General features: G+C 64.1%; 11 protein-coding genes and 1 pseudogene. 10 read left to right on the forward strand and 2 right to left on the reverse strand.

Translation table 11 applies throughout. The features are described from left to right. Positions 1 to 179: 179 nt before the first annotated feature. From glmS to FJW07_RS23255, 4 genes and pseudogenes are all read left to right on the forward strand, one after another. Complete coding sequence (gene glmS / locus FJW07_RS23240; protein ID WP_140651162.1) at positions 180 to 2,003, forward strand: glutamine--fructose-6-phosphate transaminase (isomerizing); 1,824 nt, start codon at positions 180 to 182, stop codon at positions 2,001 to 2,003. Between the two features lie 171 nt (positions 2,004 to 2,174). Beyond that, positions 2,175 to 2,462: pseudogene (locus FJW07_RS23245) on the forward strand (GIY-YIG nuclease family protein). 237 nt (positions 2,463 to 2,699) lie between these two features. Further along, complete coding sequence (locus tag FJW07_RS23250; RefSeq protein ID WP_140627430.1) at positions 2,700 to 2,999, forward strand: HigA family addiction module antitoxin; 300 nt, start codon at positions 2,700 to 2,702, stop codon at positions 2,997 to 2,999. An 84-nt stretch (positions 3,000 to 3,083) separates the two neighbouring features. Beyond that, positions 3,084 to 3,836: a DUF502 domain-containing protein gene (locus FJW07_RS23255; protein WP_140858911.1), complete on the forward strand. Its 753-nt coding sequence runs from the start codon at positions 3,084 to 3,086 to the stop codon at positions 3,834 to 3,836. Here the strand turns inward: FJW07_RS23255 and recG are convergent. Continuing rightward, positions 3,788 to 5,896, reverse strand: coding sequence for an ATP-dependent DNA helicase RecG (gene recG / locus FJW07_RS23260; RefSeq protein ID WP_140858912.1), 2,109 nt, complete (start codon positions 5,894 to 5,896; stop codon positions 3,788 to 3,790). The genes FJW07_RS23255 and recG overlap by 49 nt on opposite strands. A 93-nt stretch (positions 5,897 to 5,989) precedes the next feature. On the opposite strand from recG, the gene FJW07_RS23265 reads away from it, so the two are divergent. The 5 genes from FJW07_RS23265 to FJW07_RS23285 all read left to right on the forward strand — a co-directional run bounded on the left by FJW07_RS23265 (position 5,990) and on the right by FJW07_RS23285 (position 12,296). After that, positions 5,990 to 6,277, forward strand: a complete 288-nt coding sequence (locus tag FJW07_RS23265; RefSeq protein WP_140858913.1) for a succinate dehydrogenase assembly factor 2 — start codon at positions 5,990 to 5,992, stop codon at positions 6,275 to 6,277. Positions 6,278 to 6,290: 13 nt separating this feature from the next. After that, positions 6,291 to 9,788 (forward strand): transcription-repair coupling factor, encoded by a 3,498-nt coding sequence (mfd, locus tag FJW07_RS23270; RefSeq protein WP_140858914.1) that lies wholly within the window; start codon positions 6,291 to 6,293, stop codon positions 9,786 to 9,788. Between the two features lie 173 nt (positions 9,789 to 9,961). Next, positions 9,962 to 10,294 (forward strand): Mpo1-like protein, encoded by a 333-nt coding sequence (locus tag FJW07_RS23275; RefSeq protein WP_140651155.1) that lies wholly within the window; start codon positions 9,962 to 9,964, stop codon positions 10,292 to 10,294. 2 nt (positions 10,295 to 10,296) lie between these two features. After that, positions 10,297 to 10,728, forward strand: coding sequence for a DUF3995 domain-containing protein (locus FJW07_RS23280; RefSeq protein WP_140858915.1), 432 nt, complete (start codon positions 10,297 to 10,299; stop codon positions 10,726 to 10,728). Positions 10,729 to 10,922: 194 nt separating this feature from the next. After that, positions 10,923 to 12,296, forward strand: coding sequence for a 3-deoxy-7-phosphoheptulonate synthase class II (locus FJW07_RS23285; RefSeq protein ID WP_140651152.1), 1,374 nt, complete (start codon positions 10,923 to 10,925; stop codon positions 12,294 to 12,296). A 101-nt stretch (positions 12,297 to 12,397) separates the two neighbouring features. On the opposite strand, the gene FJW07_RS23290 is transcribed toward FJW07_RS23285, so the two are convergent. After that, positions 12,398 to 13,978: a glycosyltransferase family 39 protein gene (locus FJW07_RS23290; protein ID WP_140858916.1), complete on the reverse strand. Its 1,581-nt coding sequence runs from the start codon at positions 13,976 to 13,978 to the stop codon at positions 12,398 to 12,400. A 193-nt stretch (positions 13,979 to 14,171) separates the two neighbouring features. Here FJW07_RS23290 and FJW07_RS23295 point away from each other — a divergent pair, with 193 nt between their 5' ends. Further along, positions 14,172 to 14,876: a hypothetical protein gene (locus tag FJW07_RS23295; RefSeq protein ID WP_140646158.1), complete on the forward strand. Its 705-nt coding sequence runs from the start codon at positions 14,172 to 14,174 to the stop codon at positions 14,874 to 14,876. Positions 14,877 to 14,981: the final 105 nt, after the last annotated feature.

Raw genomic sequence — 14,981 nt, forward strand, 5'->3', positions numbered from 1 at the left:
GAAACCAGGGCCCTGAAAACCCGAGCGGTTCAGGTAACCGGATTGCAAGCGCAGTCTGGCATTGTGCACTGGCAAAGAACCGTTCCGCTGACACGGAACGAAACGCAAAGTGACTTTCGCGGCAAGCCGGCAGTCCCTAGATAACGCCGGGTTTTCCGCTCGGAATCGGGGGCTATCGCATGTGCGGTATCGTTGGAATCGTCGGCCGAAGCCAAGTCGCGCCGCTCATCGTCGATGCGCTGAAGCGGCTTGAATATCGCGGCTACGACTCGGCCGGTGTCGCCACCATCGAGAAGGGCGAGCTCGGCCGCCGCCGCGCCGAAGGCAAACTGATCAACCTCGAACGCCGGCTGAAGGACGAACCGCTCGACGGCACGATCGGCATCGGCCACACGCGCTGGGCGACGCATGGCGTGCCCAACGAGACCAACGCGCATCCGCATTTTTCCGAAGGCGTCGCCATCGTCCACAACGGCATCATCGAGAATTTCGCCGAGCTGCGCGACGAGCTCACCCGCGACGGCTACAGCTTCGCCTCGCAGACCGACACGGAGGTCGTCGCGCATCTGGTGGCGCGCGAGCTCGCCAAGGGGCTGAAGCCCGTGGAAGCCGCGTATGCGGCGCTGAAGCGGCTCTCCGGCGCTTTCGCGCTGGCGATCATGTTCAAGGGCGACGAGGACCTGATCGTCGGCGCCCGCAATGGTCCGCCTCTGGCCGTCGGCCATGGCGATGGCGAGATGTTTTTGGGCTCGGACGCGATCGCGCTGGCGCCCTTCACCAACTCGATCACCTATCTCGAGGACGGCGACTGGGCGGTGGTGCGCCGCGAAAGCGTTGCGATCTACGACATCGACGGCAACAAGGTCGACCGCAAGCGCCAGCAATCGCTGTCGACCAGCTTCATGGTCGACAAGGGAAACCGCCGGCATTTCATGGAAAAGGAAATCCATGAGCAGCCGGAGGTGATCTCGCACACGCTGGCGCATTACGTGGATTTCGTCTCGGGCGTGTCGAAGCCGCTCGACCTACCGTTCGACTTCGCCAAAATCGGCCGGCTGGCGCTCTCGGCCTGCGGCACCGCCTATCTCGCCGGGCTGATCTCGAAATACTGGTTCGAGCGCTATGCGCGGCTGCCGATCGATATCGATGTCGCCTCGGAATTCCGCTATCGCGAGATGCCGCTGTCGGCCAACGACGCGGCCTTCTTCATCTCGCAGTCGGGTGAGACGGCCGACACGCTGGCCTCGCTGCGCTATTGCCGCCAGGCCGGCATGAAGATCGGCGCCGTGGTCAATGTGCGCGAATCGACCATGGCGCGTGAATCCGACGTCGTGCTGCCGACACTTGCCGGACCGGAAATCGGCGTCGCCTCGACCAAGGCTTTCACCTGCCAGCTATCCGTTTTGGCTGCGCTCGCGGTCCGCGCCGGCGTGGCGCGCGGCACGATCTCGCGCGACGAGGAAAAGCGGCTGGTGCGCGAGCTTTCCGAGGCGCCGCGCTTCGCCACCCAGGTGCTGAAGCTCGACGAGCAGATCGAGCGGATCTCGCGCGAGCTCTCGCGCTACAAGGACGTGCTCTATCTCGGCCGCGACACCAATTTCCCGCTGGCGATGGAAGGCGCGCTGAAGCTCAAGGAGATTTCCTACATCCACGCCGAAGGCTATGCCGGCGGCGAACTGAAGCATGGGCCGATCGCGCTGATCGACGAGAACATGCCGGTAATCGTCATCGCGCCGCATGACCGCATCTTCGAAAAGACGGTCTCGAACATGCAGGAAGTGGCGGCGCGCGGCGGCAAGATCATCCTGATCACGGACGCGAAGGGCGCCGCGCATGCAGGCATCAAGACGATGGAGACGATCATCCTGCCCGAGGTGCCGGAGATCATCTCGCCGATCATCTACGCCCTGCCGATCCAGATGCTGGCCTATTTCACCGCCGTCTTCATGGGTACCGACGTCGACCAGCCGCGCAATCTGGCGAAGTCGGTGACGGTGGAGTAGGTTTCGCTACCGTTGCAAGTTGCGGATGACGCCAACGGCCCCACTTCGTCATCCACGGGCGGAGCAGGAGCGAAGCTCCTGCGCAGACCCGAGGATCCATTCCGTGACGCAAGCCAAAGAATGCAACCCATCAGAATGGTCGCTTGATCATCCATCCGTTATCCTTCATGCATGACGGGTTATGTTTATATGACTGCGAGCAAGAAGCGCGGCACCATCTACATCGGGGTCATAAACGATCTTAGCCGTCGGATGCCGGAGCACAGATCCGGCGAAGGCTCGCGCTTTACCGGGCGCTATGGTGTGCAACGCCTGGTCTGGTAGGAGGAATATTTCGACATCCGAGACGCCATCCAACGCGAGACGTCGCTGAAACGCTGGCCGCGCCAATGGAAGATCGAACTAATCGAGAAGGCTAATCCAGAGTGGTTCGAGCTTTTCCGCGGCACGGGATGGTAGCGCCTAATTCTGCAATGATTTGATCCGCCGCAAACGTCACGGAATGGATCCTCGGGTCTACGCGCGTCGCTTCGCTCCTTGCTCCGCCCGTGGATGACGAAGGAAAGGATGTTTCGGCTAATCGTGAACGGAAGCAGCTTCCGTTTGGAACGTAAATAGCTGTGATCTTGGCTCTGTATCATAGCATGGTACATGTCGCGAGGAGGGCCGCCCGCCTAACCTTTGAGATACTGGGTTATGCTCAAGTTTGCACGCCCCATCCACCCCGGAGAATTCCTGCGCGAGGAGTATCTGGTGCCGCTCGGCATGAGTGCCGGCGTGCTTGCGAAGAAGCTTAATCTTCCGCGCACCCGGATCGAGCGCATCGTCAAGGAGGAGGTCGGTCTTACTCCGGATACGGCGCTTCGCCTCGCCAGGTTCTTCAACACCACGCCCGAGTTCTGGATGAACTTCCAGAAGGCCTACGAGCTGGAGATCGAAGCGAGCAAAATAGCATCGGAACTCGAGAAGATCGTGCCGCTGGATACAGCGGCGTGACCAGCGCTCTTTAAAAACTTCGCAGTTCCAAAGCGGCTCGCGGTTCACTAATCTCAGCGTTGCAACCTGCGCCGCGGTGAACCCATGTCCGACGCCCTGAAGACCTCTGGCATGACCCGGCTGAGGAACTATTTCCTGACCGGCTTCGTGGTCTGCGCGCCGCTGGCGATCACGGCCTACATCGCCTGGTCGCTGATCGGTTGGGTCGATTCCTGGGTGAAGCCCTACATTCCGGTCCGCTACAATCCCGACACCTATCTGCCGTTCCCGGTTCCGGGCTTCGGGCTGATCGTGGCGCTGGCGCTGATCACGCTGATCGGTTTCCTGACGGCGAATATCGTCGGCCGCGCCATTGTCAATTTCGGCGAAAGGCTGCTTGGCCGCATGCCGCTGGTGAGGGGCATCTACGGCTCGCTGAAGCAGATCTTCGAGACGGTGCTGTCGAACAAGGGTGACATGTTCCGCCAGGTGGGCCTCGTCGAATATCCGCGCAAGGGCGTGTGGTCGCTGGTCTTCGTCGCCAGCGAGAAGGAGACCGAGATCAACCAGAAGCTCGACCAGGAAGGCGATCCGCTGATCGCGGTGTTCATGCCTTGCACGCCCAATCCGACCACCGGCTTCCTGATGTATGTGCACAAATCGGAGATCGTGCCGCTCGACATGTCGATCGAAGACGGAGCCAAGCTGATCGTCTCGGCCGGCATGGTGGCGCCGGAGGTCAAGGCCAAGCTGGTGACGCTGAATGGCGAACCGGTCGAAGGACCGCTCGCCAATCCGCCGCTCGGCGCTCAGCCGGCGCGCAGCAGCCGCACCGCCTCGTCGCGGCCGAACAGGTAAAGCAGCAAGCGCAGCGCCTCGCCGCGCTCGGACTGCAATTCCGGGTCGCGCGACAGGATCAGCCGCGCGTCGTCCCGTGCCGCTTCCAGCAGGTCGGCATGGAATTCGATCCGCGCCACCTGGAAGCCGGGCGTGCCGGACTGCCTCGTGCCCAGCAATTCGCCTTCGCCGCGCAGTTTCAGGTCTTCCTCGGCGATCTTGAAGCCGTCCTCGGTCTCGCGCATGACCGAAAGCCGGCGTTTGGCCGTCTCGCCGAGCGGCTCCTTGTAGAGCAGCACGCAGGAGGACGGCTTGTCGCCGCGCCCGACCCGGCCGCGCAACTGGTGCAATTGGGCAAGGCCGAAGCGTTCGGCATGCTCGATGACCATGATGGTCGCGTCAGGCACGTCGACGCCGACCTCGATGACGGTGGTGGCGATCAGGATGCGCGTTTCGCCCTGCTTGAAGGCGCGCATCGCCTCATCTTTCTCCGCACCCTTCATGCGGCCGTGCACCAGGCCGATCCGGTCGCCGAAGAGTGGTTTCAGCGAAGCGAAACGGTCCTCGGCCGACATCAGCTTGATTTCTTCGGATTCCTCGACCAGCGGGCAGATCCAGTAGATTTTTTGCCCCTCGGCGACCGCATCGCGCATGCGTCCGACCAGTTCGTCCAGCCGCTCCATCGGCAAGGTCACGGTGCGGATCGGCTGCCGGCCGGCCGGCTTCTCGGTCAGCTTCGAGACGTCCATGTCGCCGAAGGCGGTCAACACAAGCGTGCGCGGGATGGGTGTGGCCGTCATCACCAGCATGTCGGGCGCGTCGCCCTTGGCGGTGATGGCCAGCCGCTGGTGGACGCCGAAGCGGTGCTGCTCGTCGACGACGGCCAGCACGAGATCATGGAACGTCACGCTTTCCTGGAACAGCGCATGCGTGCCGACGACGATGTCGACCGCGCCGCTGGCAAGGCCTTCGAGCGTCTCGGTGCGTTCGCGCCCCTTCTCGCGCCCGGTCAGGATGGCGATTTGCAGGCCGACTTTCTCCGCAAGCGGCGCGATGGTCGCCAGATGCTGGCGCGCCAGGATTTCGGTCGGCGCCATCAGCGCCGCCTGGCCGCCGGCCTCGACCGCGCGCGCCATGGCAAGCAGGGCCACCACCGTCTTGCCGGAGCCGACATCGCCCTGCAGCAGGCGCAGCATGCGTTCGGGATCGGCAAGATCTGCGTTGATTTCGCCAAGCGCGAATTCCTGGCTGGGTGTGAGCTTGTAGGGCAGGGCCGCGCGCAGTTTCTCGACGATGCTGCCGTCGCCAACCAGCGGCCGTCCTGAAAGGCGTCGCACCTTTGCCCGCACCAGCGCGAGCGACACCTGACCGGCCAGCAATTCGTCATAGGCAAGGCGCCGCCAGGCCGAGCCTTCGACGGCGACGTCGATCGGATCCGCCGGATGGTGGACACGGGCGAGCGAATCGCCAAAGGCGGGGAAGGTCTGGCGCCGCATGAAGGCGTCGTCCTGCCATTCCGGCAATTCCGGCAGGCGGCCGAGCGCCTGGCCGATCGCCCGGCGAAGCACCTTGGCCGACAGCCCGGCGGTCAGCGGATAGACAGGCTCGACCAAGGGCAGGCCGTCGGCCTCGCTGGCCAAAGCGATATGATCTGGATGGACCATGGTCGGGCGGCCGTTGAACCACTCCATACGGCCGGACACGACGACATGCTCACCGACCGGCATTGCCTTTTCGAGATAGGCGGCATGGGCATGGAAGAAGGTCAACGCGACCTCGCCGGTGTCGTCATGGGCGTAGACCCGGTAGGGCACCGACCTGTTGCCGCGCGGCGGCGGCTGGTGGCGGTCGACGCGCACTTCGAGCGTGACGATCTGGCCCTCGGCCGAAAGCGCGATGCCGGGCCGGTTGCGGCGATCGATCACCGTGTTGGGCAGAACGAACAGAAGGTCGGCCGCGCGCGCGGCGCGGTCGCCGAGATCGGCCGGCACCACACGCTCGATCAGCAGACCGACTTTCGGGCCGACGCCGGCAAGCGAGGTAATCGGAACGAACAGAGGATCGAGGATGGTGGGACGCATCGTGTCAGCTTATGTCGCGACGGCGGCAGCGCAAAGGCTGACACCGCCCTCTATCCACGCTATATGCGCCGCTTTGGACAGGGATGCGGCGACATGACCGGAACACAGCGATCAAGCGAGAGGCTGGACGCCCGCCGCCGCAAGCTCCTGTTCCGCTCCTGGCATCGCGGCATGCGCGAGATGGACCTGATCCTCGGTTCCTTCGCCGACGCCGAGATCGGTGCCTTGACCGGCGATGAAATCGACCAATATGAGAGGCTTCTCGAAATCCCCGACACCGAATTCCTGCCGATGGTCACCGGCGAACGCCCGGTTCCGCCCGATATCGACTGCGCGGTTCTGCGGAAGATCCTGGCGTCGCGCCGGACCATGACATTTTGAAAAACGCATATTCATGAGCCTCATTCCTTCCATTGGCCTGCCCAAGGGCCGCGCCGGTCAGTTCATCGTCGACGGCGTCGCCGACGGCTACGAAGCCTTCGCCCTGGTGCAGACGGCGCAGGAGATCGCGCCCGACAAGCCGGTGCTGTTCGTCGCGCGCGACGGCCAGCGGCTGCCGGCGATCATCGAGGCGCTCGCCTTTGCCGCGCCCGGCCTGCCGGTGCTGGAGCTGCCGGCCTGGGACTGCCTGCCTTACGACCGCGTCTCGCCCGGCGCCGATGCCGCTGCGCGACGGCTCGACGCGCTTTCGGCCATGATCGCGCTGGCGAAGAAGCCGCATCGCGCCGTAATCCTCACCACCGCCAATGCGCTGTTGCAGCGCATCCCGCCGGCCGAGCTGATCCAAGCGCAGACTTTCCATGCCAAGCCTGGCAACCAGATCGACATGAACGCGCTGATCGCGCGGCTGGAGATCTCCGGTTTCGAGCGCGTGCCGACGGTGCGCGGCCTTGGCGAATTCGCGGTGCGCGGCGGCATTCTCGACCTTTTCGCGCCGGGCTGGAGCGAGGCGCTGCGCCTCGATTTCTTCGGCGACACGCTGGAATCGATCCGCGTCTTCGACGTGGCGACGCAGCGCACCACCGGCCAGCGCAAGTCGATGTCGCTGCAGGCGATGAGCGAGGTGGCGCTGACGCCCGAAACGATCAGCCGCTTCCGCCGCTCTTATATCGAGGCTTTCGGCGCGCCCTCGCGTGACGACGCGCTCTATGCGGCGGTCAGCGAAGGTCGGCGCTTCGCCGGCATGGAGCATTGGCTGCCCTTCTTCTACGAGCGGCTGGAGACGGTGTTCGACTATCTGCCGGATGCGCCTGTCGTCTTCGACCATCTGGCGCATGAGGCGCTGGCCGAGCGCCACACGCTGATCCTCGACCACTACGAGGCGCGCCGGAAACAGGCCGACAGCGCGCTGAAGGACGCCGTGCCCTACAAGCCGGTGGCGCCGGACCTGCTCTATCTGTCGCCGGACAATCTCAAGGCTTCGCTCGGTCCGCGCGAAGACATCGACTTCACGGTCTTCGACTCGCCGGATGTCGGCGCCAAGAAGGTTTTCCACGGCGGCTCGCGGCAAGGCCGCAGTTTTGCCGAGGAGCGCGCCGACCCGAACATCAATGTCTTCGACGTCGTCGTAAAACACATTGCCGACGAGCGCGCCGCGCGCCGCCGCGTCATCGTCGCCGGCTGGACGGAAGGTTCGCTCGACCGTCTTGGCCAGATCCTCGCCGAACATCACCTCGGCAACCTGAAGCCGGTCGCGACGCTTGCCGACGTTGAAAAACTGGAACCGGGGCAGGCTGGTCTTGCCGTGCTGCCGCTCGAATCCGGTTTCGAGACCGACGATATGGTCGTCGTTGCCGAGCAGGATATCCTTGGCGACAGGCTGATCCGGCGTTCGAAGCGCAAGAAGAAGGCTTCCGACTTCATCGCCGAGGCCTCGTCGCTGTCGGCGGGCGACATCGTCGTCCATGCCGACCATGGCATCGGCCGCTTCATCGGCTTGCGCAGCATCGAAGCGGTCGGTGCGCCGCATGACTGCCTCGAAATCCATTATGCCGGCGACGACCGGTTGTTCTTGCCGGTCGAGAATATCGAGCTTCTGTCGCGCTATGGCTCCGATTCGGCCGAAGCGACGCTCGACAAGCTGGGTGGCGGCGCCTGGCAGGCGCGCAAGGCGCGGCTGAAGCGGCGCCTGCTCGACATGGCCGGGCAATTGATCCGCATCGCCGCCGAGCGGCAGATGCGTGCAGCGCCCGCTATGATCCCGGCCGAAGGGCTTTATGGCGAGTTCGCGGCGCGTTTCCCCTATGAGGAGACCGACGACCAACAGACGGCGATCGATTCCGTCATGGATGATCTCGGCGCCGGCAAGCCGATGGATCGGCTGGTCTGCGGCGACGTCGGCTTCGGCAAGACGGAAGTGGCGTTGCGCGCCGCCTTCATCGCGGCCATGGAGGGGTTCCAGGTCGCGGTCGTGGTGCCGACGACGCTGTTGTCGCGGCAGCACTTCAAGACCTTCTCGCAGCGCTTTTCGGGCCTGCCGATCCGCATCGCGCAGGCATCGCGCCTGGTGGGTCCAAAAGAATTGGCGGAAACCAAGAAGGGCATTGCCGAGGGCACGGTCGACATCGTCGTCGGCACGCATGCGCTGCTTGGGTCTTCGATCTCGTTCAAGCGTCTCGGCCTGCTGATCATCGACGAGGAGCAGCACTTTGGCGTCAAGCACAAGGAACGGCTGAAGGACCTCAAGTCCGACGTGCATGTGCTGACGCTGTCGGCGACGCCGATCCCGCGCACGCTGCAACTGGCGCTGACTGGCGTGCGCGAACTGTCGCTGATCGCGACGCCGCCGGTCGACCGCATGGCGGTGCGCACGTTCATCTCGCCCTTCGATCCGCTGGTCATCCGCGAGACGCTGCTGCGCGAGCGCTATCGCGGCGGCCACTCCTTCTATGTCGTGTCGCGGATCAGTGACCTTTCGGAAATCCATGATTTCCTGAAGGAATCCGTGCCGGAGCTGAAGGTGGCGGTGGCGCATGGCCAGATGCCGCCGGGCGAGCTCGACGACATCATGAACGCCTTCTACGACGGCCAGTACGACGTGCTTTTGTCGACCACCATCGTCGAATCCGGGCTCGATATCCCGACCGCCAACACGCTGATCGTCCATCGCGCCGACATGTTCGGCCTGGCGCAGCTCTACCAGCTGCGCGGCCGCGTCGGCCGTTCCAAGGTGCGCGCCTATGCGCTGTTCACGCTGCCGGCCAACCGCAAGCTCACCGATACGGCCGAGCGCCGGCTGAAGGTGCTGCAGTCGCTCGATACGCTGGGCGCCGGTTTCCAGCTCGCCAGCCACGACCTCGACATCCGCGGCGCCGGCAATCTTTTGGGCGAAGAGCAGTCGGGCCATATCAAGGAGGTCGGTTTCGAGCTCTACCAGCAGATGCTGGAAGAGGCGGTGGCCGAGGTGAAGGATACCGGCGAGGCGCAGGACGGCGGCTGGTCGCCGCAGATCGCGGTCGGCACCGCGGTGATGATCCCGGAAAGCTACGTGCCGGACCTGCAGCTCCGCATGGCGCTCTACCGGCGCCTCGGCGATCTCGAAACCACGGAGGAGATCGACGGCTTCGGCGCCGAACTGATCGACCGGTTCGGGCCGCTGCCGGAAGAGGTGACGCATCTGTTGAAGATCGTCTTCATCAAGGCGCTCTGCCGCAAGGCCAATGTCGAGAAGCTCGATGCCGGGCCCAAGGGCGTCGTCATCCATTTCCGCAAGCGCGAGTTCCCCAATCCGGTCGGGCTGGTCAAGTTCATCGGCGAGCAGGGCTCGCTGGCCAAGATCCGCGCCGACCATAGCGTCGTCTTCATGCGCGATTGGCCGAATGCCGAAAAACGCCTGGCGGGATCGGCGGTGGTGATGACGCAACTGGCCCGGCTCGTCGACAAGGCCGCATAGGCACGTGAGCCAGGCCTGCGGCCTGTTGCAGCGGCAGGCGCACCTCGCAAGGAAATAGTAACCCACCCGAAAGATCGCGCGCACTTGCGGGGCGTGCGACGATTATGACCATTGCAGTATTTGTACTTGAGAGGTTCAATAGGCCAATCTAATCATCGCTGCAGGGGCTGCTTATGAACCCGCAAACTTTCGATGAATACTGGCTCGGCTACCTTGCCGGCCATTCAAAACCTTCAACCCGCTTTATCCATTACCTCGGCCTCTTCTTTGCGCCGATCGCCGGCGTCGCGGCATCCTTCCTCGTGACGTGGTGGGCCTTTCTGGTCATCATTCCCGTCTTCTACCTTGCGGCGTTGTTCACCCATCCCCTGCTTGAGCACAACAGCAACAAACCTTTCGCGGAACGGCCCTTGTGGAGCGCCATTGCGCTGCTTCGCATGCTCGCGCTCGATTTGACGGGCGGTCTTGGCCGCCAGCTCAGCCGTCTGAAGGACGCCGGCAGATAGGCATGGAAACGGCGGTGGTCGCTGCCTGTTCGGCCGTGCTGATGCTTGGCGCCGGATTCCATGTCTACTGGGCCTTCGGCGGCCGCATCGGCGCCGGCGTTTCACTGCCTCAACGCGAGGACGGCAGTCCGGCGGTGAAGGAGACGGCCGTCGGCGCCCTGGCGGTCGGTCTGGTCCTGGCGCTGGTCCTGCTCCTTCTTCTTGGTTTCGCCGGTCTGATCCGCCTGCCGCTGCCGCACTGGCTGCTGAAGACGGCCCTTATCCTGTGGGCGGCCGCATTCACCCTGCGGGCATTGAGCTGGTCGCGATATTTCGGGCTGTTCAAGCGGGTCAGGAACACGCGTTTCGCCAGATACGACAGCCTGCTTTACAGCCCATCTTGCCTGTTGTTGGGGCTGGGCTTATTCCTGCTCGCGCTGGCGGACACGGCATAGCGAGGCGGTGGAACCATTCGCCACTGCTGAAAAACCCGGCTAGAATAGGCAATCGGCTTCGTGTAAGGAGCCGCGACCTCGTATCGAGGCTGGAATGGCGGGCAAGCGCGTTCGCCGGTTTGTTTTGACGCAATTCCGACGGAAATTTCACAGTTTTCCCCTGGGTTGCTCCGAAAGGGCGTTTGGGTGCAGCGATGACGAAATGGTCGCCGAATTCGTGGAGAGCAAAGCCGATCAAGCAGGTCCCGGCCTATCCGGACCTTGCCGCTCTGAAGGCCACGGAAGCACAGCTTGCCACCTTCCCGCCGCTGGTTTTTGCCGGCGAGGCGCGCAAGCTGAAGAAGCAGCTGGCGGCGGTGGCCGCCGGCGAAGCCTTCCTGCTCCAGGGCGGCGACTGCGCCGAGAGCTTTGCCGAGCATGGCGCCGACAACATACGCGACTTCTTCCGCGTCTTCCTGCAGATGTCGGTGGTGCTCACCTTCGCCGGCGCGCAGCCGGTGGTGAAGGTCGGCCGCGTCGCCGGCCAGTTCGCCAAGCCGCGCTCGTCCGACAACGAGACCAAGGCCGGCGTGACGCTGCCGAGCTATCGCGGCGACATCATCAACGGCATCGAGTTCGACGCCAAGTCGCGCATCCCGGATCCTGCCCGGCAGGAGATGGCCTACCGCCAGTCGGCCGCGACGCTCAACCTTCTGCGCGCCTTCGCGCAGGGCGGCTATGCCAGCCTGGAGAACGTGCATCGCTGGATGCTCGGCTTCGTCGCCGACAGTCCGCAAGGCGAGAAATACGGTGCGCTCGCCAACCGCATCACCGAGACGATGGAGTTCATGCGCGCGGTCGGCATCACGTCGGAAACCAATTTCGCGCTGCGCGAGACGGATTTCTACACCAGCCACGAGGCGCTGCTGCTCGGCTATGAGGAAGCGCTGACGCGCGTCGATTCGACCTCCGGCGACTGGTACGCGACCTCGGGCCATATGATCTGGATCGGCGACCGCACCCGCCAGCCGGATCACGCACATATCGAATATTGCCGCGGCATCAAGAATCCGCTCGGCCTGAAATGCGGCCCGTCGCTGACGCCGGACGGTCTCATGGAACTCATCGACCTGCTCAATCCCGAGAACGAACCGGGCCGCCTGACGCTGATCGCGCGCTTCGGCTCGGACAAGGTCGCCGAGCACCTGCCGAAGCTGGTTCGGGCGGTCAAGAAGGAAGGCCGCAACGTCGTGTGGTCGTCCGATCCGATGCACGGCAACACGATCGAGGCGGCGGGCTACAAGACGCGGCCGTTCGACCGCATCCTCAAGGAAGTGCAGACCTTTTTCGAGGTGCACCGCGCCGAAGGCACGCATCCGGGCGGCATCCATGTGGAGATGACCGGCAAGAACGTCACCGAATGCACGGGCGGCGCCCGCGCCATCACGGCGGAAGACCTGCAGGACCGCTACCACACACATTGCGACCCGCGCCTCAACGCCGATCAGGCGATCGAGCTCGCCTTCCTGGTCTCGGACCTGCTCAAGAAGAGCCACCCGGTGCAGCACAAGCAGGCCGCCATCGCCTGAACAGCGCCTGATGCCGGATTATTATCGGAGGCGCTGGCGCGAAGCCGGCGCCTTTTCAATTTGGGCAGGTAGGTTTCAACCGCCGGCTATTCGGGGTCGGTTCATTCCGGATCGGGCGGTCCGGGAGGATTGCCCGGGAAGCTGGTTCTACCGGGCGGAATGACGGCAAAGTTGATCTCCAGGGGCGGTCCCTTGAGCGACCAGTTGAATGCCACCGTCTTGACCGGCAGACCGGCGGTCCAGGCCTCCTGTTGCGGAGAAAGTTTCCAGCCGCGCGGCCATACAAGCAGCATGCCCTGATCCCGCAGCCGCTGGTCCGTGATCCACGGGGCGAGGCGCCTGTCGAGGGTCGTGAAGATCGAAGGCTGGTCCGGGGCTTCCAGTCCGGCAAGCCTGGCCGTGCCGTCGTCGCCGCCGACAATGCCCAGCGGCGCGGATACCGCCTCGTGCCAGATTGCATCGGCCGTCAGCGAAATCGACCGCGCCGGCCAGCACATTGGCTGCAGGCGGCCGAGTATGTTGCAACTGGTCCAGCGGGTCGCCGCATAGGCGCTCGACACGCCGACCACGCATAGCAGCGCCAGCACCGCCAGCCGGCGCAATTCCGTTGGTCCCAGCCGCCGGCCCAGAAGCGCGATCGCCAGGACGCCGACGAGATTGTACATCGTCGCGCCCCAGGCTTCGCCGGTGCCGGTAAACAGCGATGCGGCCATGATCAGGAGCGCCGGCCCTAGACCCATCCATGCCAGGTAGGCAACCGCGCGCCGCTCGGGAGCAAGGTAGGCCGGCAAGGGGTCTTGCACGGGCCTGGGCTGCCGTCGCAACAGGCCGGAAATAGCCAGAACGACGGGCACAGCGGCAAGCCCGGCAAGCTGAACGCCGATATAGTAGAGCCGGGCGCGGTTGGCGATCACCCAGGCGTTACGATGCTCGGCATAGGTCAGCGGCAGGAAATCGAGGCGGACGAGCGCCACCGCCAGCGGCGCCACGACGCCAAGAAAAACCGCGAGGCCGAGCCACGGCCATGGCGTGGCGAGCCGGCTTCGGGCACGGGTGTCGCACAAAATCCAGATGCCGCCGAAGGCCAGCAGCAGAGCCGTCGAGAACTTGGCGTAGAGCCCAACGCCGGCAACGAGGCCGAGGGCGAGCCACCAGCCCGGCCGCCCGTCACGCGCCGCGCGCCATAGCAGCCAAGAGGTCGCGGCCCAGAAAGGCATCTGCGCGTAGTCATGGTTGAATTGCGGGGTGGGCCAGCCGAAGAAATAGATCGCGGGCATCAACAACACGGCGGCGAGCGCACGGGTCGGGCCCATGATGTCGCGCGCGAGCAGATAGACCAGGACGAAAGTCGTCGAGACCATCAGCTGCGACAGCATGTATTGCGGCCAGCGGAACGAGCCGGTCAGGAGATGGCTGATCTCGAGCAGCCAGCAGGGAAGCTGCGGGTGCTTGTAGGTCAGCAGCACCCATTCACGACCCCACAGGAAACCTTCGACGACGTCGCGCGGCGGTCCAACATTGACGATCGCCGGCATCACGGTCCAGCAGGCGATCTGGATCAGGCACAAAAGCGCCAGCAATCGCCATGGGTGCCGGACCAGGCTGTTCCAGATCGAAGACAGATCGTCTTCAGCCGCGGCCGCGGCAGGCCAGACATTCACGGATTCGCTGGTTCTCGACATGCGGGCCTAAAATCACACCGGTGGATTGCTGAACAGTCCGATAGCAAAAGCTTACGAAAATGTATGCTGCCGCAACATTGTAAAGCCAAGATTGCTATGGAACCCGTCGCCGGCGCTTCGGGCAGGGACCGCCGGCTGATCGTTGCCGGAGCCGGCCCAGGGGCGCCGCCGTTCCAGCAATACAGGTGCCTCCATGCGCCACCAGCATGCCGTCATTCATCACCGCGGGCTCGATTTCTGGTCGGCGCGCGCCGCGGTTCTCGTCATCATCTGCCTTCAGCTTCTGGTCATCAACAACCTGTCCTTCGGTCCGCGCTGGCTCGCCCCGACGGTGGAAGCGGCGCTGCTGGTGCCCCTGTCGATCGCAACGGCCTGGACGCAAATGGCGACGCGCAAGGCAGTCGATCACGAGCATTGGTACGCGATCGGCCAGTTGCGCCTCTATATCCGCCGCACGGCATTGGTGATGACCGGCGTCATCAGCATCATGAATTGCGGGTCGCTGGTTTACCTGGTGCGGGCGCTGCTGGAAGGGCATGCCGGCGCCGGCACGACGCTGCTCGTCGATGCGCTCAACATCTGGGTCACCAATGTGATTGTGTTTGCGCTGTGGTTCTGGAGCACCGATCGCGGCGGTCCGCCGACCTGCGGCCTGGTCAAGCGTGCGCAGGCCGACTTCCTGTTCCCGCAAATGACGCTCCCCGATCGCGAGATACAGGGCTGGCTGCCGGGCTTCGTCGACTATGTCTTCTTGGCCTTCACCAATGCCACGGCGTTCTCGCCGACCGATACCTTGCCGCTCACGCAGCGCGCGAAGCTGCTTATGATGGCCGAGGCGATGATCTCGCTGTTGACGATCGCGCTGGTGGCCGCGCGCGCCGTGAACATCCTGGCCTAAGGTTTGTTGATATTCAGGATTCCCATCTTGGCTTGGTCGTGATTCAAGCTTTTGATGGAACGATTCGTGCTGACGGACGCCCAGTGGGCGAGGATGGAACCGCAT

Origin of the sequence: Mesorhizobium sp. B3-1-9 (assembly GCF_006439595.1) — a bacterium.
Taxonomy (GTDB): Bacteria; Pseudomonadota; Alphaproteobacteria; order Rhizobiales; family Rhizobiaceae; genus Mesorhizobium.